This is a genomic window from Azospirillum sp., from assembly GCF_050789165.1.
This window is the reverse complement of sequence record NZ_JBOZRT010000155.1, coordinates 125775-144563: the sequence shown is the minus strand read 5'-3', so window position 1 is coordinate 144563 and position 18789 is coordinate 125775. Positions and strand designations below refer to the sequence as shown.

The following is an 18789-nucleotide window of genomic DNA, read 5'->3' as shown; positions in this document are numbered from 1 at the left end:
CATGGGCCGCCAACCCCAATGCTTAGAGCCATGGTAGAGGCCCGCTACGACCCGTCGGGGGTGGGGGGCCGGGTGGTCGCCGTCCTCGGACCGACCAACACCGGCAAGACCCACCTCGCGATCGAGCGCATGCTCGGTCACCGCACGGGAATGATCGGTTTCCCGCTGCGGCTGCTGGCGCGCGAGAACTACGAGCGCATCGTCGGCATCAAGGGCAAGGCCAAGGTCGCGCTCGTCACCGGCGAGGAGAAGATCCTCCCTCCGCACCCGGACTACTGGGTCTGCACCGTCGAATCGATGCCGCTCGACCGCGCCGTGGATTTCCTGGCGGTGGACGAGATCCAGCTGTGCGCCGACCCGGAGCGCGGGCACATCTTTACCGACCGGCTGCTGAACGCGCGCGGGCTGGTGGAGACGATGTTCCTCGGCTCCGACACCATCCAGCCGCTGATCCGCAAGCTGGTGCCGCGCGTCGAGTTCATCACCCGCCCGCGCTTCTCGCAGCTGACCTACTCCGGCTACAAGAAGCTGACGCGCCTGCCGCCGCGGTCGGCCGTGGTGGCGTTCTCGGCCACCGACGTCTACGCCATGGCCGAGCTGATCCGCCGCCAGCGCGGCGGCACCGCGGTGGTGCTGGGCGCGCTGTCGCCCCGCACCCGCAACGCCCAGGTCGGTCTCTACCAGGCCGGCGAGGTGGATTATCTGGTGGCGACCGACGCCATCGGCATGGGCCTCAACATGGACGTCGATCACGTCGCCTTCGCGCGCATCGTGAAGTTCGACGGCTTCGCACCGCGCCGCCTGCGCGCGCCCGAGGTCGGGCAGATCGCCGGCCGCGCCGGCCGCCACATGCGCGACGGCACCTTCGGCACCACCGACGAGGTCGGCGAACTGGAACCCGAGCTGGTCGACCGCGTCGAGAACCACGAGTTCGACACCTTGAAGGCGCTGAGCTGGCGCAACTCGGCGCTGCGCTTCGAGACGCCGGGCTTCCTGCTGCAGTCGCTGGAGGCGCGCCCGCCGATCCCCGAGCTGATCCGCACCCGCGACGCCGACGACCACCTCGCGCTGCAGGCGCTGGCGCGCGATCCGGAGGTGATGGCGCTGGCCAAGGGGAAACCGGCGGTGCAGCTGCTGTGGGAGGTCTGCCAGGTTCCCGACTTCCGCAAGGTGCTGTCGGACGCGCACACGCGGCTGCTCGGGCAGATCTTCCGCTACCTGCGGGCGCCGGCCGGGCGGCTGGACGAGGACTGGGTGGCCAAGCAGGTGGCGCGGCTGGACCGCACCGAGGGGGATATCGACGCGCTGGTGGCGCGCATCGCGCACATCCGCACCTGGACCTACATCTCCAACCGGCCGGCGTGGCTGAAGGACCCGGTGCACTGGCAGGAGCGCACCCGCGTCATCGAGGACAAGCTGTCCGACGCCCTGCACGAACGCCTGACCCAGCGCTTCATCGACCGCCGCTCGGCGACGCTGGTACGCACGCTGGCGGACGGGCGGGCGTTGATGGGCGGCGTGCGCGCCGACGGCGAGGTGGTGGTGGAGGGGCACGCGGTCGGCCAGCTGGAGGGCTTCCGCTTCATCCCCGACGCGCCGGACCGCTCGGACGAGGCGCGAGCGCTGCTGACCGCCGCCCGGCGGGCTTTGCGCGACGAGATCGCCAACCGGGTGCGCACGCTGGAGAACGAGCCGGACGATGCGTTCGCGCTGGGCGAGGATGGCGTCCTCTCCTGGTCTGGAAGTTTTGGGCGCGGCATCGCCGTGGCGCGGCTGGGTGCCGGGCCGTCGGTGCTGGCCCCGGCGGTGGTGCCGAACGCCGAGGCGCTGCTCGATCAGGCGCAGAGCGACCGCGTGCGCGCCCGGTTGGAGGTCTGGATGCGCAGCCACGTCGCCGCGACGCTCAAGCCGCTGTTGCGGCTGCACGAGGCCGAGGGGCTGTCGGGACCGGCGCGCGGTCTGGCGTTTCAGCTGGTGGAAGGGCTGGGCGTGCTGGCGCGCAAGCCGGTGGCGGCGATGGTCGAGGGGCTGTCGCGCGAGGACCGCAAGGCGTTCCATGCGCTGGGCGTGCGCCTGGGCGTCACCCACCTGTACCTGCCGGCGCTGGCCAAGCCCGCCGCGGTGGGGCTGCGCGCGCTGCTGTGGACCGTGCACCAGGGCCGCGCGTTGCCCGCACCGACGCCGCCGCCCGGCCGCGTCTCGGTGGCCGGCGAAGGCGCGCCGCCGGCCTTCTGGGAGGCCATCGGCTACCCCACCGCCGGGCCGCGGGCGGTGCGTGTGGACATGCTCGATCGTCTTGAAGTCGAAATGATGAAGCAGAGCAAGGGTGAGGCGCCGCCGGTGGCGGAGCCGGCGCTGGCGCAGATCATCGGCGTCGGCGCCGAGGATCTGCTGGCGGTCCTCGCCGGCCTGGGCTACACGCGGTCCGTGGCGGAGGACGGTGCGGTGACGTGGCGCCGCCGCCGTTCCAAGCGTCCCGATACGCCGCGCCGCCCGAAGAAGGCCCCCTCGCACAACGCCGACCACCCCTTCGCCAAGCTCCGCCAACTGCACGGTGCCGGATGACCACAGAGCGCGATGACCACGACGACTTCGACGATGGGCAACCCGAGGCCGGCGCCGGCCGGCTCCGCATCGACAAGTGGCTGTGGTTCGGGCGCTTCTTCAAGACGCGCAGCCTCGCCGCCAAGGTCTGCAACGGCGGTGTGGTGCGGTGTTCGGGTTCGCTGGTGACCAAGGCGCACCACGCGGTGAAACCCGGTGACGTGTTGACCTTCCCGCAAGGGCGGCACATCCGCGTCGTCAAGGTGCTGGCGCTGGGCAGCCGCCGCGGCCCGGCGGAGGAGGCGCGCGCCCTCTACGAGGACCTGTCGCCGCCCGCTGCGGAAACCGCCATGGACGTGCCAAGCCGGCCGCAGAGCGCCGGCCGGCCGAGCAAGCGCGACCGCCGCGCGCTGGAGCGGCTGAAGGCCGAGGAGTGAATACGGCGCAGGTCAGGCTATTGCATGGGATGGGCGGCGACCACATCTAGGCCGGCATCGCCGCCCTCTGCGGACGCACAGCGAAACGAACCGCCACCATGCTCGACCTGCTTTCCGATCCCGACGTCTGGGCCAGCCTGCTGACCCTGACGGCGCTGGAGATCGTCCTCGGCATCGACAACATCATCTTCATCTCGATCATGGCGGCCAAGCTGCCGGCGCACCAGCAGGAGAAGGCGCGCAAGGTCGGCCTGGCGCTGGCGCTGATCACCCGGCTGCTGCTGCTGGCGTCCATCGCCTGGGTGGCGACGCTGACGCAGCCGCTGTTCTCCGTCGGCTCCTTCGCGGTGTCGGGGCGTGACCTGATCCTGATCGGCGGCGGCCTGTTCCTGCTCGCCAAGGGCACCCTGGAGATCCACCACACCGTCGAGGGGCACGAGGAAGAAGGAGTGGCCAAGGCGGTCGCCACCTTCACCGGCGTGGTGATCCAGATCATGCTCCTGGACATCGTGTTCTCGCTGGACAGCGTCATCACCGCGGTCGGCATGTCCGATCACCTGCCGGTGATGGTGGCGGCCGTGGTCATCGCCATGGCGGTGATGCTGTTCGCCTCCGGCCCGGTCGGCGACTTCGTCAACCGGCACACCACGGTGAAGATGCTGGCGCTCTCGTTCCTGCTGCTGGTCGGCGTAGCGCTGGTGGCGGACGGCCTGGGCTTCCACATCCCCAAGGGCTACCTGTACTTCGCCATCGCCTTCTCGGCCCTGGTCGAGGCACTGAACCTCATGGCCTCCGGGCGCCGCAAGAAGCGGCGCGAGGCGGCGGGAGGATAAAGGGGAAGGGCGCCGCTGTCGGATCGAACGTTCCGGAATGGATCGAACCCTTGCGCGACAAGGCTTGCGCAACGCACATGGCCGCCTTGCGTATGACCGCGGCCCAACCCCGGGCTTCGATGGCGCAAGGCCAAGCCCCAGGCCGTTCGTAGGCTGTGACAAGGCCCCGAATCCGTGGTTTTCCCTCGCTGCGCTGCGGAATCAACCATTGACTCGGGACCTTCTTGAGGCCACTTGTGTTCCATGCTCAAAACACATCGACCGGGGCGTGCTCGCCCCTGCGCCGGCTTTCCCCAATAGACGGCCGCGGGTCCCTTCGCCACACCCCGCCGACCGGCGCGGTGGGCGGATGCATTCCCATAGGCGTCCCGAGGATCAAGGACACGCGCGGCGGCTTCGGTCGACCGGGAGCGCGGCCCCACAGCCCGTCTCCCGTCCAGGATGAACAGTGAAAGGACGAATATGAGTATGGATCAGCCGCTCGCGGGTAAGAGAATTGCCATCCTCGTCGCCAACGGCTTCGAGGAGGTCGAGATGACCGAGGCACAGCGGGCCCTCCTCAAGACCGGTGCGACCCTGCACACGATCTCCACCGAAACCGGCCTGGTGAACGGCTGGCATGGCCGCGCCTGGGGCCACTACTTCCCGGTCGACAAGCAGCTGGGCGACGTGCTGGGCTCCGACTACGACATGCTGGTGCTGCCGGGCGGCGAGCGCAGCGTCGCCAAGCTGCAGCAGTCGGCGCACACCCGCCGCATCGTCGGCCACTTCCTCGACGCCGGCAAGCCGATCGCCGCCATCGACCAGGGCATCCAGCTGCTCGCCATCCCGGGCAAGCTGCGCAGCCGCACGCTGGTCGCCATCGAGGGCCAGGCCGAGACGCTGACCGCCGCTGGCGCCAAGCTGAGCGACGAGAACCTCGTGGTGGACGGCCTGACGGTGACTGCCCGCGGTGCGGACGACGTGCCGGCGTTCGTCGAGACGCTGCTGAAGGTCTTCTTCGAGGCCGCCCAGGTGAAGAAGGCCGCCTAACGCGGCCTTTCCTTTCGACGCTGCCGCAGGGCGGCGGGTGCCGGTGAGGCGCCCGGCCGCCCTTTTGGTTTTTCGGGCTCTCTACCGCACCACCATGGCCGTCAGATCCTTGCGGATGCCGGCGTCGAGGCGGGCGTTGATCTCCTCGGCGAGGCGGCGGGACACCTCGCTGATGGTGGCGTCGCGGTCGTGCAGCGTGGCGTTCTCCGCCACGGTGGCGGAGTAGGTGGCCGCCGCCTTGGTGGTGCCGCGGAAGCTGCCGCCGCCGGACACCGGCGCCTCGCCGATGATCTCGACCTCCATGCGGCCGTCGTAGCGGTGCGACTGCTCGTTGGTGAAGTAACCGGTCACGCCGCTCTTGGTCTTCGCCAGCGGCACCTCGACGATGCTGGCGTCGCGCACGGTGACGCGCACCGAACCGGCACGGCCGGCCGGCTGCAGGCGCTGGGCGGTCCACTGGCGCAGCGCCTCCAGGGGCGGGGTGACGGCGCGCGGCTCGACATGCACGCCGGCAGCCGGGCGGGTGGCGTCGACGAAGTCGATGGTCGCGGCGTTCAGCACGATCGGACCGAACGCCGAGAAGTCGACGGGACGCGGGGCGGGACGCACCGGCGCCGCGCTCTGGCAGGCGGCGAGGGTCACGGACGCCACGGCGGCGAGAAGGAGGAAACGGCGGGACGACATGCTCTCTCCGGTCGGGGAGGGGAAAGGATGGCCGCCCCTATATACCCCCGGCGCCGCGCCGCACCAAGCCGGCGCGGCGCCGGGATTGCGCCGTCACTGCTTCATGTGGCGCGAGCGGTTCAGCGACACCATGCTGCCGTCGTAACGGTACTCGGGCAGGTTGGCGATCTGGTCGCGGGTCATGTTCATGGCGACCAGCGCGTTGCGGTCGCCCGACCAGCGCAGCTTGTCGACGTCGAGCGCCACGTTGCGCTCGCCGATGCCGAGGAAGCCGCCGGCGCCGACCACCACGTGCGAGGCGCGGTTGGAGCGGTTGCGCAGCAGCACGTCCTCGACCTCGCCGATCTTCTGGCCGCTTTCGGTGACGACGTTCTTGCCCATCATCTCCTGCGGCGTCAGCGACGCGACGCTCATGGTGTTGCGCTGGGTGAGCGGCTGCTGGGCCTGCGTGGACGACGACCCGCCGAACATGTCCTCCATCTGCGCGCAGCCGGCGGTGGACAGCAGCGTGAAGGCCGACAGGAACACAAAGGCTGACGTGCGCATGACGCACCTCCCCTAACAGTTGTCGATAGGGGAAGAACAGCCAAGACGGCGTTACCTCACGCGGAGGGGTCGTCTTTCCCTTCGTACACCTTGTCCAGCGCGGCTTCGTCGAAGCGGTAGGCGGTGGAGCAGAACTGGCAGACCACCTCCACCTCGTCCGTGCCCTCGACCTTCATGGTCTCGACTTCCGCGCGGGGCAGGTTGGAGAGCATGGTCACCACCCGCTCGCGCGAGCAGCGGCAGCCGAAGCGCAGGTGCGACGGCGGCCACACCCGCACGCCGTCCTCGTGGAACAGGCGGAACAGCAGGTCGTTGGCGCGCAGGTCCGGGTCCAGCAGCTCGTCCGACGTGGTGCTCGCCATCAGCACCATGGCGCGGCGCCAGCCGTCCTCGGAGTCGCTGGAGAGCTGGGCTCCACCAGCGCCCGGCTGCTGCTCGGGCAGGCGCTGCAGCATGATGCCGCCGGCGCGCCAGTGGCCCTGGTCGCTCCTGCCGACGCTCACCGTCACGCCGGTGTCGATCTGCTCCGACTGGCGGAAGTAGTGTTGGACGCAGTCGGCCAGCGTCTTGCCGTACAGCTCGACGATGCCCTGGTAGCGGTCGGTGTTCTGGCCCTGGTCCACCGTGAAGGCGATGTGGCCCTTGCCGAGCAGAGCCGGGGCCGGGGCGATGTCCACGTCGTCGCCGGCCTTGCGCAGTTCCTCCTCGTCGAACTGGGCGTAGGCGCGCACGTCGCCCACCGAGGTGACGTCGGCCACCATCAGCTTGATGGGGCCGTCGCCCTTGGTCTGCAGCGTGAAGATGCCTTCGTACTTCAGCATGCTGGACAGCAGCACGGCGAGCGTCATCGTCTCGCCGAGGAACTTCGCCACCGCGTCGGGGTAGGCGTGCCGGGCGAGGATCTCGTCCAGCGTGGGGCCGAGCCGCACCATGCGCCCGCGCAGGTGCGACGCCTCGATCTGGAACGGCTGGACGAGATCGTCCACCGCCGGATTCTGAGGGGCCGGATTGGTCACCGCCGCGTCCGTCATGCGCCCATGCACCAGGCCAGGACCGCCTTCTGGGCGTGCAGGCGGTTCTCCGCCTCATCCCAGACGGCCGACCGCGGACCGTCGATGACGGCGTCGGTCACCTCCTCGTTGCGGTGCGCCGGCAGGCAGTGCAGGAAGATCGCGTCCGGCTTGGCCAGACCCATCAGGCGCTCGTTCACCTGATAGGGGCCGAGCGCGTCGTAGCGCTCCTGCTTCTCCTCCATGGAGTGGTTCATCGACACCCAGGCGTCGGTGACCACGCAGTCGGCGCCGCGCACCGCCTCCTCCGGGGTGTCCACGTTGACGACCGAACCAACGCCCTCCGCCTTCGCCCAGTCCATGAGGGCCGGCGGCAGGCGAAGATTCTTCGGGCAGGCGAGGCGCAGCGTGAAGCCGAAGCGCACGGCGGCGTGCACCCAGCTGGCGGCGACGTTGTTGGCGTCCCCGGTCCAGGCGACGGTGCGGCCGGCGATGGGGCCGCAACGCTCCTCGAAGGTCTGTATGTCGGCCATGATCTGGCAGGGGTGCGATTCGTTGGTGAGACCGTTGATCACCGGAACAGCCGCGTGCGCGGCGAGTTCCTGAAGGCGGGTCTCCGGCCCGGTGCGCACCATGATGGCGTCAACGTAACGCGACAGCACGCGCGCGGTGTCGGCGATGGTCTCGCCGCGGCCGAGCTGCATGTCGTCGTGCTTCAGCACCACGACGTTGCCGCCGAGTTGCATCATGCCAACCTCGAACGACACGCGGGTGCGGGTCGACGGCTTCTCGAAGATCATCGCCAGCGTGCGGCCGCGCAGCCGGTCGGCGTAGGCGGCGCGGTTGCGCTTCATCGTCGCGGCGTCGTCGAGGATGGCGCGCAGCGTCGCGGTGTCGAAGTGGTGCAGGTCGAGGAAATGCTTAGGGGCGTTCATGACGCCAGCTCCCGTGCGGTACGGTCGAGAATGCCGATCGCTTCGTCGACCTCGGCCTCGCCGATGACGAGCGGCGGCAGCAGCCGGACCACGTTGTCGCCCGCGGCGACGCTCAGCAGGCCGTTGGCGCGCAGGCGTTCGATGACGGTTGTGTTGGTCGGCACGGACTTCAGGCCCAGAAGAAGGCCCTTGCCCCGCACCTCGGTGAAGACGGAACCGTGCGTGCGCACCAGATCCTCCATGCGGTGCTGGAGCACGCCGGCGATGCGCTCCACGCCGTCCAGGAAGCCCGGCGCCAGCACGACGTCGAGCACGGCGTTGCCCACCGCCATGGCCAGCGGGTTGCCGCCGTAGGTCGAGCCGTGCGTGCCGGCGGTCATGCCGACCGCGGCCTTCTCGCTGGCGAGGCAGGCGCCCAGCGGGAATCCGCCGCCGATGCCCTTGGCCACGGCCATGACGTCGGGGGCGACGCCCGCCCACTCGTGCGCGAACAGCTTGCCGGTGCGGCCCATGCCGGTCTGGATCTCGTCCAGCATCAGCAGCAGGCCGTACTCGTCGCACACCGCGCGCAGGCCGCGCAGGAAGTCCTCTGACCCGACGCGGATGCCGCCCTCGCCCTGCACCGGTTCGACGCAGATGGCGGCGGTCTCCGGCGTGATGGCGGCGCGCACCTCGTTCAGGTTGCCGAAAGCGACCAGATCGTAGCCCGGCACCAGCGGCCCGAAGCCCTTGACCAGCTTCTCCTGCTGTGCGGCGGAGATGGCCGAGGTGCTGCGGCCGTGGAAGGCCTGCTCGAAGGTGATGACGCGCCAGCGCTCGGGATGGCCGGTCTCGTACTGGTACTTGCGGCAGACCTTGACCGCGCACTCCCACGCCTCGACGCCGGAGTTCGTGAAGAACACCGTGTCGGCGAAGGTGGCGTCCACCAGCCGCTGCGCCAGCCCGTACTGGCCCGCGGTGCCCGCGGCCTTGAACAGGTTGGAGATGTGCCAGACCTTCTGCGCCTGCTCGGTCAGCGCCTTGACCAGATGCGGGTGCGCGTGGCCGAGCGCGTTGACGGCGACGCCCGACGCGAAATCCAGGAATCGTCGCCCGGCGGTATCGTAGAGATACGCGCCTTCGCCCCGCTCGAACTCGATGTCGGGCCGGGAGTACGTGGGCATGACGACCGGAATCACGGGCATTCCCCCAATAAAAAAGGGTCCGGCGGGCACCCTGCCCGACGGAAAGCGGCCACTATCCTGGGATCACTCCGCTCTGTCAACGGATGGGCTACGCCGTCAGGGCATGGCGGGCCTTCGATTTTCAGGCCTTCAGCTTGTACCCGGTGCTGAGCATCCGCCACGCCAGCCACCACAGCCCGGCGTTGATCGCCGCCATCACCACGATCCCCAGCCCCAGCGTGCCGTCCGAGCGGCCGATGAATCCGTAGCGGAAGCCGTCGATCATGTAGAAGAACGGATCGAAATGGGCCAGCCACCAGAACGCCGGCGGCAGGGTCTCCACCGAATAGAAGGTGCCCGACAGGAAGGCCAGCGGCGTCACCACGAAGTTGGTCACCGCGGCGATGTGGTCGAACTTCTCCGACCAGATGCCGCCGACGAGGCCCAGCAGCGACAGCAGCATCGACGCCATGATCGCGTGGTAGACGACGAAGCCCCAGTGCGCCACGTGGTACGGCACGAACAGCCGGATCGCCACCGCGGTCACCAGGCCGACCAGCACGCCGCGGGTGACGCCGCCGCCGACGAAGCCCAGCACCAGTTCCAGCGGCGCCATCGGCGGCATCAGGATGTCGACAATGTTGCCCTGCACCTTGGAGATGACGATGGAGGACGAGGTGTTGGCGAAGGCGTTCTGCGTCATCGCCATCATGATCAGGCCGGGCGCCAGGAACTCCATGTAGGGCACGCCGCCCACCGTCCGCACGGCGCCACCCAGCGCCAGCGCGAACACCGCGTAGAACAGCAGCGTGGTGACCACCGGCGCCCACACGGTCTGCTGGTGCACCTTGATGAAGCGCCGCACCTCGCGGGCGTAGAGCGTCCACAGGCCGACCCAGTTGACGGAGCCGACCGTGCGCGGCATGGGAGGAAGCGGATGAGTCATCGTTTCACGTTGTACGCTGGGGCGTTGGAGATTAGGGCGCCGGCCCTGCCGCCGCAACCCGCCGCGAGGCCCAGGGGGAGGGAAGCTGATATGACCGCCGACCAGAAAGGCCCCAGGGAGCGGCGCCCGCCGAAGCGGGTGACGCCGCAGTACCTGGAGAACGCGGCACTGCACTACCTGGAGCGATTCGCCAGCTCGGCCGCCAACCTGCGGCGCGTGCTCATGCGCAAGGTCGAGCGCTCGGCCCAGGCGCACGGTACCGACCGCGAGGAGGGCGCCGGCTGGGTGGACGCGCTGCTCGAGCGCTACCGGCGCAGCGGCCTGCTCGACGACGCCGGCTACGCCCGCATGAAGGCGGAAAGCCTGCACCGCCGCGGCGCCTCGACCCGCGCCATCCGCGAGAAGCTGGCCGCCAAGGGGGTGGGCCGCGACCACGTCGACCAGGCACTCGACCGGGTGGAGGAGGACGTCGAGGGCGACCTTGACCTTACGGCCGCCCTGGCGCTGGCGCGGCGGCGGCGACTCGGGCCGTACCGTTTGCCGGAGGCACGCGCCGCGCACCGGGAAAAGGATCTGGCCGCGCTGGGGCGGGCGGGATTCGCCTACGACATCGCGCGGCGAGTCGTGGACGCGGCGGATCCGGACAGCGTGGAGTGAGTTTCGAGCTGGGCCCTAACGAGAAAAGCCCGCCACGGTGATCCGCGGCAGGCTTGCGGCCGGGGAGCTCGCGTCTCCCCGGCGATCCCGGTGCCGGATTAGGCGGCGGCCTTTTCCAGAGCCTTGGCGATGCGGCGCTTCAGGCGGCGCGCGTCGAGGCTCAGGACCGCGTCCTTGGCGTCGAGCAGGAAGGCGTCGAGGCCGCCCTTGTGCTCGATCGTGCGGATCGCGTTGGTGGACAGGCGCAGGCGGACCGACGTGCCGAGCGCGTCGCTCAGCACCGAGGTCTCCTGGAGGTTCGGCTGGAAGCGGCGGCGGGACTTGTTGTTGGCGTGCGAGACGTTGTTGCCAAACTGCGTGCCCTTGCCGGTCACGGAGCACCGACGAGCCATCGGACGGTTCCTTCGTTTTAACAATGTAAATCCGGTCTCGGGCGGCGCTCCGCCCAGAGAAGGCCGGCGTTATAGTCGAACAAGCGCGCGCCCGTCAAGGCAGGATGACTCGGGCGCGCGCCCGATCGGGACTCCTGGGCCGAAACCCCCGGCCGGCGGGGGGCGGCAATGCCGGAGTTACTCGGCGGCGACGGCCGGCTTGGTCTCGGCCTTCGGGGCCTCGGCCTTCACCTCGGTCTTGATCTCGGCCTTCGGGGCCGGGGCGGGCGCGGCGACGGGCTTCGCTTCGACCTTCGGGGCTTCGGCCTTCGGCGCCTCGACCTTCGCCGGGGCCGGGGCGGCCTTCACCGGCTCGGTCTTCGGGGCCGGAGCGGCGGCCTTCGGAGCCTCGGCCTTCGGGGCGGGCTTCACCTCGGCCTTCGGGGCCGGAGCTGCCTTCGGAGCCGCCTTCACGGCCGGCTTCTTCTCTTCGGCCTTCGGCGCCGGGGCGGCGATGGCCTTCGGGGCCTCGACCTTGGCGGCGGGCTTCGGCTCGGCGGCCTTCACCTCGGCCTTGGCCACGGGGGCCTTCGGAGCCGGGGCCGGAGCGGCGGCCTTCGGGGCCTCGGCCTTGGCCGGGGCGGCCTTGGCGGCGGCCACCGGAGTGGCGACCTCGGCGGCGATCTTCTGCGACAGCTCGACGAACGCCTTCACGTTCTCGGCGGCGCGGGTCGAGGCGCTCACCAGCAGGGTGCGCTGCAGCTCGGCGATGTCGGCCGGGCCGCGCACCTTGCCGAGGTCCTGGACGAGCTTGGCGGTCTCGCCGAGCTGGGCGGTGACGCCCTCGGCCCAGCGGCGCGCGCCGTCCTGGATCAGGCCGGCGATGCGGGCCGAACGGGCGGCGGCGGTCTCGGCGTTGGTCTTGGCCAGCGCGCCGGCCTGGGCGTAGATGTCCAGAAGGTTCGTGCTCATGGATTGAAGTCCCCCGAATGCTGAGTTAAAGGCGATCCCGGCCGGCCGCCCCGGATAACTCACGGACAAGACCCTGCCTCGGTGCCGTGCAAAACGGCACCCGCACTTCGCCGAGCGTCAGGGTAGGCATCCCGATACCGCAGCGCAACAGAAATATTGCACTGCGGTATAATCCGTCAGTCGGCCCTATCAGCCGGAGTTGGTCACCGGCCGCCCCAGGAAGCGCTGCAGCAGCGTTCGCGCGGCGGCGGTGGGGATGTGGGTGCCGGCGGTGACGGAGGATTCCAGCGCCGGCAGGGCGGCCTGAACTTCCGGGTGGCGGCGGAAGGCGTCGAGCAGCGTCTCGCGGATCTCGCTCCACAGCCAGGCGCGGGCCTGCTCGGCGCGGCGCTGGTTGCGCAGGCCGGCCTGCTCCATGGCGGCGCGGTGCTCGCCGATGGTGGTCCACACCGCGTCGATGCCGGCCTTGTGGAAGGCCGAGCAGCTCAGCACCGGCACCCGCCACGCCCCGCCGTGGCGCAGCAGCGCCAGCGCGTGGCGGTAGTCGGCCACCGTGTGCCGGGCGGTGGCGGCCAGGTCGCCGTCGGCCTTGTTGACCACCACCACGTCGGCCAGCTCCATGATGCCCTTCTTGATGCCCTGCAGCTCGTCGCCGCCGGCCGGGAGAAGGAGCAGCAGGAACAGGTCCACCATGTCGGCGACCGCGGTTTCCGACTGGCCGACGCCGACCGTCTCGACGACGATGACGTCGAAGCCGGCGGCCTCGCACACCAGCATCGCCTCGCGGGTGCGGCGGGCGACGCCGCCCAGCGTCGACCCGGCCGGCGAGGGGCGGATGAAGGCGCTCGGGTCGCGCGACAGGTCCACCATGCGCGTCTTGTCGCCGAGGATCGAGCCGCCGGTGCGCTGCGACGACGGGTCGATGGCGAGCACCGCCACCTTGTGCCCCTGGCCGATAACGTGCAGCCCGAACGCCTCGATGAAGGTCGACTTGCCCACCCCCGGAACGCCCGAGATGCCGACCCGCACCGAGTTGCCGGTGTGCGGCAGCAGCGCCTCCAGCAGGGACTCGGCGCCGGCGCGGTGCGCCGGGTTGGTCGATTCGATCAGCGTGATGGCGCGGGCCAGCGCGCGGCGCTCGCCGCGGCGGACGGCGTCGGCGAGCGCTTGGGGGGAGGTGGGCGTCGTCATGGCCGCCAAACTAGCGGCGTCAGCCCGGCGAAGAAAGGGGGCAGCGCTCCAGCCAGCGCTCCAGCGACTCGAACAGCGCGACCGCCGCGGCGCAGGCGAGGGCGCGGGTTTCGGGGGTGGCGATCTCCGACTCCAGGCGGGCGAGCAGGATAGACCATTCCGACTTCGTATCGATGCCAGTGGAGGCAAGGAATCGTGCGCCGTGGCTGGCGTCGAGGCCGAGGGTGCGCGCAACGTTGGGCAGCATGGCGCGCCCGCCGTGCGCCGAGCCGTCCAGCACGTAGCGCGCGGCGAGGCGAGCGGGGGAGGCGGACAGGTCGGGGAGGTCGCCCATCACCGGGAGGCGCGCCGCGTCGACGCCGAGGGTGGCGAGGTCGGCGCGCAGCAGGGGCAACCGGCCGCCTTCGCCGATGCGGGCTTCGACGGGGGCATGGAAGCCGTGCAGTGCGATGAGCGCGGCGCGGTACTGGTCCACGGTGAGCGTGGGGGAGGTGAGAGGGTGCAGGACGGGCGCGCGGTCCAGGCGGTCGTGGACGGCCTGGATGGCGTCGCGCAGCGCTCGGCGGGTGGGGCCCATGGGCATTTCCGGCTTCTGAACTCTATTGATCGTCATCCCCGCGAAGGCGGGGATCCATACGTTCCACAGCCGCACCCTTTGCGAATTATGGATCCCCGCCTTCGCGGGGATGACGAAGAAAGGGGTGCGGAGGTTACGTCGGCGCCAGAACGCTCGGCACCGGCTCCGGCCCTTGGCTGGAGTCCTGCTGGCGCGCCCACAGTGCGGCGTAGGCGCCCCCCAGGGCCAGCAGGTCGGCGTGGCGGCCGCGCTCGATGATGCGGCCCTGCTCCAGCACGATGATCTCGTCGGCGTCCACCACGGTGGACAGCCGGTGCGCGATCACCAGCGTGGTGCGGCCGCGGCTGACCTCGCGCAGGTTGGCCTGGATCTCGCGCTCGGTGTGGGTGTCCAGCGCGCTGGTCGCCTCGTCGAACATCAGGATCGCGGGGTTCTTCAGGATGGTGCGGGCGATGGCGACGCGTTGCTTCTCGCCGCCGGAGAGTTTCAGGCCGCGCTCGCCCACCGTGGTCTGGTAGCCGTCGGGCAACGCCATCACGAAATCATGGATGTGCGCCAGCCGCGCCGCCTCCTCGACCTCGGACGGCGAGGCGGAGGTGCGGCCGTAGGCGATGTTGTAGAAGATGGTGTCGTTGAACAGCACGGTGTCCTGCGGGACGATGCCGATGCTCGCCCGCAGGCTGGTCTGCGTCACGTCGCGGATGTCCTGACGGTCGATCAGGATGCGCCCGGCCGAGGTGTCGTAGAAGCGGAACAGCAGCCGGCTGATGGTCGATTTTCCGGCGCCCGACGGGCCGACGATGGCCACCGTCCGGCCCGCCGGCACGGTGAAGCCAACCCCCTTGAGGATCGGGCGGCGTGGGTCGTAGCCGAAGGAGACGTCCTCGAACACGATCTCGCCGCCGGTCACCACCAGCGGCTTGGCGTCCGGCGAATCGGCGATCTCGCGCTCGACCGACAGCAGCTTGAACATCTGCTCCATGTCGGCCAGCGCCTGCTTCATCTCGCGGTAGACGAAGCCGAAGAAGTTGAGCGGCTGGTAGAGCTGCAGCAGGTAGGTGTTCACCAGCACGAAGTCGCCGATGGTCATGCTGCCGCGCACGATGCCGCGCGCCGCCATGGCCATCACAACGGTCAGGCCGACGGCGATGATCGCCGCTTGGCCGACGTTCAGCATGGACAGCGTGCGCTGGCTCTTCACCGCCGCCGCCTCGTAGCCGCTCAGTGCCTGGTCGTAGCGGCGCGCCTCGTGCTCCTCGTTGCCGAAGTACTTGACCGTCTCGTAGTTGAGCAGGCTGTCGATCGCCTTGGTGTTGGCGCGGCGGTCCTCCTCGTTCATCTGGCGGCGGAACTTGGTGCGCCACTCCGACACGGTGAAGGTGTAGCCGATGTAGGCGGCCACCGTGACGAAGGTCGCCAGCGCGAACCAGCCGTCGAACATCTTCCACAGGATGACGGTGACCAGCCCGATCTCCACCAGCGTCGGCGCGATGGAGAACAGCGAGAAGCGCAGCAGCGTCTCGATGGCCGAGGTGCCGCGCTCCAGCGAGCGGGACAGGCCGCCGGTCTGCCGTTCCAGGTGGAAGCGCAGGCTGAGCGCGTGCAGGTGCCGGAAGACGCTGAGCGCCACCCGGCGGATGGTGCGCTGCCCGACCTTGGAGAAGATGGCGTCGCGCAGTTCCCCGAAAGCCAGTGACAGGACGCGCGCAGCGCCATAGGCGAGGATCAGCCCGACCGGCACCGCCACCACCGCGCGTTCCGGCGTCGCCGTCAGCGCGTCGATGGCGTGCTTGAAGTAGATGGGGATGACGACGGTCGCCGCCTTCGAGGCGATCAGGAACAGGAAGGCGACGACGACGCGCGCCCGCATCTCCACGGAATCGCGCGGCCACAGGTAGGGCAGCAGCATGCGCAGGGCGCCGCCCTCGCCGGGGCCGGGCATCGTGGGCGATTCGGGGGCGGGAGCGAGCATGGGCGGCGGCCGGATGTGACGGGGGAGAGGGGAGACGCGGTATGCTCCCGCTAACCTAGGCGCGCCGGGCGGTTTCGCAAAGGCACCGGTCGTGCGTTAACTCATGCGTTAACGGTTCGGTTGCCATGTCCGTGCTTCCCTCGGGACCTGTCTTAGCCCCGCCGGAGCCGCCGCCATGACCCGTTTCGCCGTTCTCACCCTTGCCCTGACGCTCCTTGCCGGCTGCGGCGTGGTGAGCGGGGCAGCCAGCGTCGTCGGCACAGCGGTGAGCGTCACCACCTCGGCGGTCGGAACGGCGGTGGACGTGGTGACTGCGCCCGTCCGATAGGGTGACAGGTGTCTCCATCTTGTCCCAGTCGTTCGTATAGGGTTCAGTAACCCATATGGGATATGTTACCCCACCGCCGATGGGGCTTTGCGGGTTCCGCCCGCTGCGGCCGCGCTTTCGCTGTTGGGAAGATCGATCATGCAACAAGCCAGCTTTGCCGGCCGCTTCAAGGTAGCGACGCGGATTTCCGGCGGATTCCTCTCCGTCCTGGTGCTTCTGGTGCTGCTCGCCGTGATCGGCGTTCAGGCCATGGGCACGGTGGAGCGGCAGTTCGGCGGCTACACGGCCATCGCCGACGGCACGCTCCAGGTCTCGGAGATCGCCGGCACCGTGGCCGACATGCGCCGCAACGCGCTGGCCTTCTCCAACACCGGCGACGATGCCGCGCAGAAGCGCGTGCTGGAGCTGCAGGACAGCCTGAAGACCAGCCTCGCCGCCGCCGTCGCGCAGGCCACCGACCCGGCGCGGCGCGCCAACCTTGAGCGGATGAGCCGCATCCTCGACACCTATTCCCAGCAGTTCGCCAAGCTGGTGCAGACCCGCGACAAGCGCGACGACCAGATGTACCGGGTGCTGACCCCGGTGGGCGAGGCCGCGCGCAAGGGGCTGGCCGACGTCTTCAAGACGTTGAAGGAGCGCAACGAGCACCAGGCCGCGGTGCTGGCCGGCACGGCCGTGGAGGACGTGCTGACCATGCGCCTGTTCGCGGCGCGCTTCCTGATCGACACCGAGATGAAGTGGGTCGAGCAGTTCCGCGCCCGGGCCGCGCAGCTCGTGTCCAACGCCGAGACGCTGCAGGCGCAGCTCCAGGACCCGGCGCTGAAGGCGATGGCCTCCGAGGCGCTCGACGGCGTGCGCAAGTATCTGCCGGCCTTCAACGAGACGGTGGAGGCGGTCAACGAGACCTCCCGTCTGGTCGCCCAGATGGGCCGCGACGTCGCCGAGTTCGCGCAGATCGCCGAGACGACCAAGGCGGCGGCGCTCGAGTCGCTGGGCAAGACCAAGCAGTCGATCGACGCCGGGCTGCAGAACACCGCCACCACCAGCATCGTCGTCGGCATCGCCGCGGTGGCGATCGGCCTGCTGCTGGCGTGGCTGGTGGCGCGCTCCATCGTCCGCCCGGTGCGCGCGATGACCGAAACCATGACCAATCTGGCGCACGGCGACCTGACCGTGACCATCCCGGCCCTGGCCGACAAGGACGAGATCGGCGAGATGGCGCAGGCGGTCCAGGTCTTCAAGGACAACGCCATCGAGAAGAAGCGCATGGACGAGGCCGAGCGCGCCCGCCTGGAGGCCGAGCGTCAGGCCGCCGAGGCGCAGCGCGCGCGCGAGCAGGCCATCGGCCACGAGATCGCCGACCTGATCGACGGCGTCTCCAAGGGCGACCTGTCCAAGCGCATCGACCTGGAGGGCAAGGACGGCTTCTACCGGACCATGTCGGAGGGCATCAACCGCCTGACCGACACCGTCGAGGGCGTCATCGGCGACATCGGCGCCGTGCTGGGCGCCCTGGCGCAGGGCGACCTCAACACCCGGATCGAGAAGGACTACCAGGGCGCCTTCCAGCGCCTGAAGACCGACGTCAACGCCACTTCGACCAAGCTGGGCGAGATCGTCGGGCAGATCACGCTGGCCGCCGACGCCATGGCGGGGGCGGCGTCCGAGGTGTCGATGGGCTCGACCGACCTCGCCGAGCGCACGGAGCAGCAGGCCTCCAACCTGGAGGAGACGGCGGCGTCCATGGAGGAGCTGGGCGCCACCGTCCGCTCCAACGCCGACAACGCCCAGCGCGCCAATCGCATGGCCGAGGATGCCAAGAAGGCGGCGGAGAACGGCGGCAACGTCGCCGGCTCGGCCATCGAGGCGATGCGGCGAATCGAGGACGCCAGCCGCAAGATCACCGACATCATCGGCGTGATCGACGAGATCGCCTTCCAGACCAACCTGCTGGCGCTGAACGCGGCGGTCGAGGCGGCGCGGGCCGGCGACGCCGGCCGCGGCTTCGCCGTGGTGGCGCAGGAGGTGCGGCAGCTCGCCCAGCGCTCCGCCCAGGCGTCCAAGGAGATCAAGGGGCTGATCCTCGCCAGCGACAGTCAGGTGCACGACGGTGTCGATCTGGTGCAGAAGGCCGGCGACGCGCTGCAGGGCATCGTGTCGGGCGTACAGGGGGTGGCGTCGCTGATCGCCGAGATGGCTTCGGCCTCGTCCGAGCAGGCGAGTGCCCTGGACGAGATCAACGCCGCCGTCGCCCAGATGGACGAGATGACTCAGAAGAACGCCGCGCTGGTCGAGGAGACCACCGCCGCCGCCCAGGCGATGGCCGGTCAGGCCGGCGACCTGAAGGCGCTGGTCGGCTTCTTCAAGCTGGACCAGGCGGCCGCCGCCCGCCCGGCGGCGTGGCAGGCCCCGGCGGCCAAGCCGGCGCGTCCGGCCGCGGTGCAGCGGGTGATCAAGCCCACCCGCCCGGCCCAGGCGCCGCGCCCGGCGGCGTCGCCCAAGGTGGCGGCGGGCGGCACGCTGCGCCACGCCGGCGACGCGCCGGACGACGATTGGAAGGAGTTCTGATCCGCAGCCGGTTCGACCGGACG

Annotated in this window: 18 protein-coding genes; 7 read left to right on the top strand and 11 right to left on the bottom strand. The window is 70.1% G+C overall.

Going from position 1 to position 18789, the window contains the following annotated elements:
* Positions 1-30 precede the first annotated feature (30 nt).
* The 4 genes from ACRWK7_RS32655 to ACRWK7_RS32640 all read left to right on the top strand — a co-directional run bounded on the left by ACRWK7_RS32655 (position 31) and on the right by ACRWK7_RS32640 (position 4846).
* Positions 31-2565, top strand: coding sequence for a helicase-related protein (locus ACRWK7_RS32655; RefSeq protein WP_431861618.1), 2535 nt, complete (start codon positions 31-33; stop codon positions 2563-2565).
* Positions 2562-2981 (top strand): RNA-binding S4 domain-containing protein, encoded by a 420-nt coding sequence (locus ACRWK7_RS32650; RefSeq protein WP_431861616.1) that lies wholly within the window; start codon positions 2562-2564, stop codon positions 2979-2981. The genes ACRWK7_RS32655 and ACRWK7_RS32650 overlap by 4 nt, the downstream gene beginning before the upstream one ends.
* A gap of 98 nt (positions 2982-3079) precedes the next feature.
* Positions 3080-3814 carry a TerC family protein gene (locus tag ACRWK7_RS32645; RefSeq protein WP_431861614.1) on the top strand — a complete coding sequence of 245 codons (735 nt, stop codon included), beginning with the start codon at positions 3080-3082 and terminating at the stop codon, positions 3812-3814.
* Between the two features lie 468 nt (positions 3815-4282).
* Positions 4283-4846, top strand: coding sequence for a DJ-1/PfpI family protein (locus ACRWK7_RS32640; protein WP_431861612.1), 564 nt, complete (start codon positions 4283-4285; stop codon positions 4844-4846).
* A gap of 81 nt (positions 4847-4927) precedes the next feature.
* Here the strand turns inward: ACRWK7_RS32640 and ACRWK7_RS32635 are convergent, their stop codons facing one another.
* From ACRWK7_RS32635 to ACRWK7_RS32610, 6 genes are all read right to left on the bottom strand, one after another.
* A complete protein-coding gene (locus ACRWK7_RS32635) occupies positions 4928-5530 on the bottom strand; it encodes a hypothetical protein (RefSeq protein WP_431861611.1) in 603 nt (200 codons plus the stop codon).
* A 93-nt stretch (positions 5531-5623) separates the two neighbouring features.
* A complete protein-coding gene (locus tag ACRWK7_RS32630) occupies positions 5624-6076 on the bottom strand; it encodes a PRC-barrel domain-containing protein (RefSeq protein WP_431861609.1) in 453 nt (150 codons plus the stop codon).
* A 56-nt stretch (positions 6077-6132) separates the two neighbouring features.
* A complete protein-coding gene (locus tag ACRWK7_RS32625) occupies positions 6133-7107 on the bottom strand; it encodes an Hsp33 family molecular chaperone (RefSeq protein WP_431861607.1) in 975 nt (324 codons plus the stop codon).
* Entirely contained in the window at positions 7104-8021 is a 918-nt protein-coding gene (argF, locus tag ACRWK7_RS32620; protein WP_431861605.1) for an ornithine carbamoyltransferase, read from the bottom strand. Before argF ends, ACRWK7_RS32625 begins: the two co-directional genes overlap by 4 nt.
* Positions 8018-9184, bottom strand: a complete 1167-nt coding sequence (locus ACRWK7_RS32615) for an aspartate aminotransferase family protein (RefSeq protein WP_431861603.1) — start codon at positions 9182-9184, stop codon at positions 8018-8020. The genes argF and ACRWK7_RS32615 overlap by 4 nt, the downstream gene beginning before the upstream one ends.
* Positions 9185-9326: 142 nt before the next feature.
* Complete coding sequence (locus tag ACRWK7_RS32610; RefSeq protein ID WP_431861601.1) at positions 9327-10130, bottom strand: ABC transporter permease; 804 nt, start codon at positions 10128-10130, stop codon at positions 9327-9329.
* A 90-nt stretch (positions 10131-10220) separates the two neighbouring features.
* On the opposite strand from ACRWK7_RS32610, the gene ACRWK7_RS32605 reads away from it, so the two are divergent.
* Positions 10221-10787, top strand: coding sequence for a regulatory protein RecX (locus tag ACRWK7_RS32605; RefSeq protein ID WP_431861599.1), 567 nt, complete (start codon positions 10221-10223; stop codon positions 10785-10787).
* Between the two features lie 98 nt (positions 10788-10885).
* On the opposite strand, the gene rpmB is transcribed toward ACRWK7_RS32605, so the two are convergent.
* The 5 genes from rpmB to ACRWK7_RS32580 all read right to left on the bottom strand — a co-directional run bounded on the left by rpmB (position 10886) and on the right by ACRWK7_RS32580 (position 15870).
* Positions 10886-11179: a 50S ribosomal protein L28 gene (gene rpmB / locus ACRWK7_RS32600; RefSeq protein ID WP_109118835.1), complete on the bottom strand. Its 294-nt coding sequence runs from the start codon at positions 11177-11179 to the stop codon at positions 10886-10888.
* Between the two features lie 177 nt (positions 11180-11356).
* Positions 11357-12130: a phasin family protein gene (locus ACRWK7_RS32595; RefSeq protein ID WP_431861597.1), complete on the bottom strand. Its 774-nt coding sequence runs from the start codon at positions 12128-12130 to the stop codon at positions 11357-11359.
* A gap of 189 nt (positions 12131-12319) precedes the next feature.
* The gene (gene meaB / locus ACRWK7_RS32590; RefSeq protein WP_431861595.1) at positions 12320-13321 is read right to left on the bottom strand and encodes a methylmalonyl Co-A mutase-associated GTPase MeaB; all 1002 of its coding nucleotides are present in this window, start codon (positions 13319-13321) and stop codon (positions 12320-12322) included.
* 19 nt (positions 13322-13340) lie between these two features.
* Positions 13341-13898 (bottom strand): biliverdin-producing heme oxygenase, encoded by a 558-nt coding sequence (locus tag ACRWK7_RS32585; protein WP_431861593.1) that lies wholly within the window; start codon positions 13896-13898, stop codon positions 13341-13343.
* A gap of 133 nt (positions 13899-14031) precedes the next feature.
* Positions 14032-15870: an ABCB family ABC transporter ATP-binding protein/permease gene (locus ACRWK7_RS32580; protein WP_431861591.1), complete on the bottom strand. Its 1839-nt coding sequence runs from the start codon at positions 15868-15870 to the stop codon at positions 14032-14034.
* Between the two features lie 175 nt (positions 15871-16045).
* Between ACRWK7_RS32580 and ACRWK7_RS32575 the strand changes: the two genes are divergently transcribed.
* The gene (locus tag ACRWK7_RS32575) at positions 16046-16198 is read left to right on the top strand and encodes a hypothetical protein (RefSeq protein WP_431861589.1); all 153 of its coding nucleotides are present in this window, start codon (positions 16046-16048) and stop codon (positions 16196-16198) included.
* A gap of 138 nt (positions 16199-16336) precedes the next feature.
* The gene (locus ACRWK7_RS32570; protein ID WP_431861587.1) at positions 16337-18766 is read left to right on the top strand and encodes a methyl-accepting chemotaxis protein; all 2430 of its coding nucleotides are present in this window, start codon (positions 16337-16339) and stop codon (positions 18764-18766) included.
* The last annotated feature ends 23 nt before the right edge of the window (positions 18767-18789 follow it).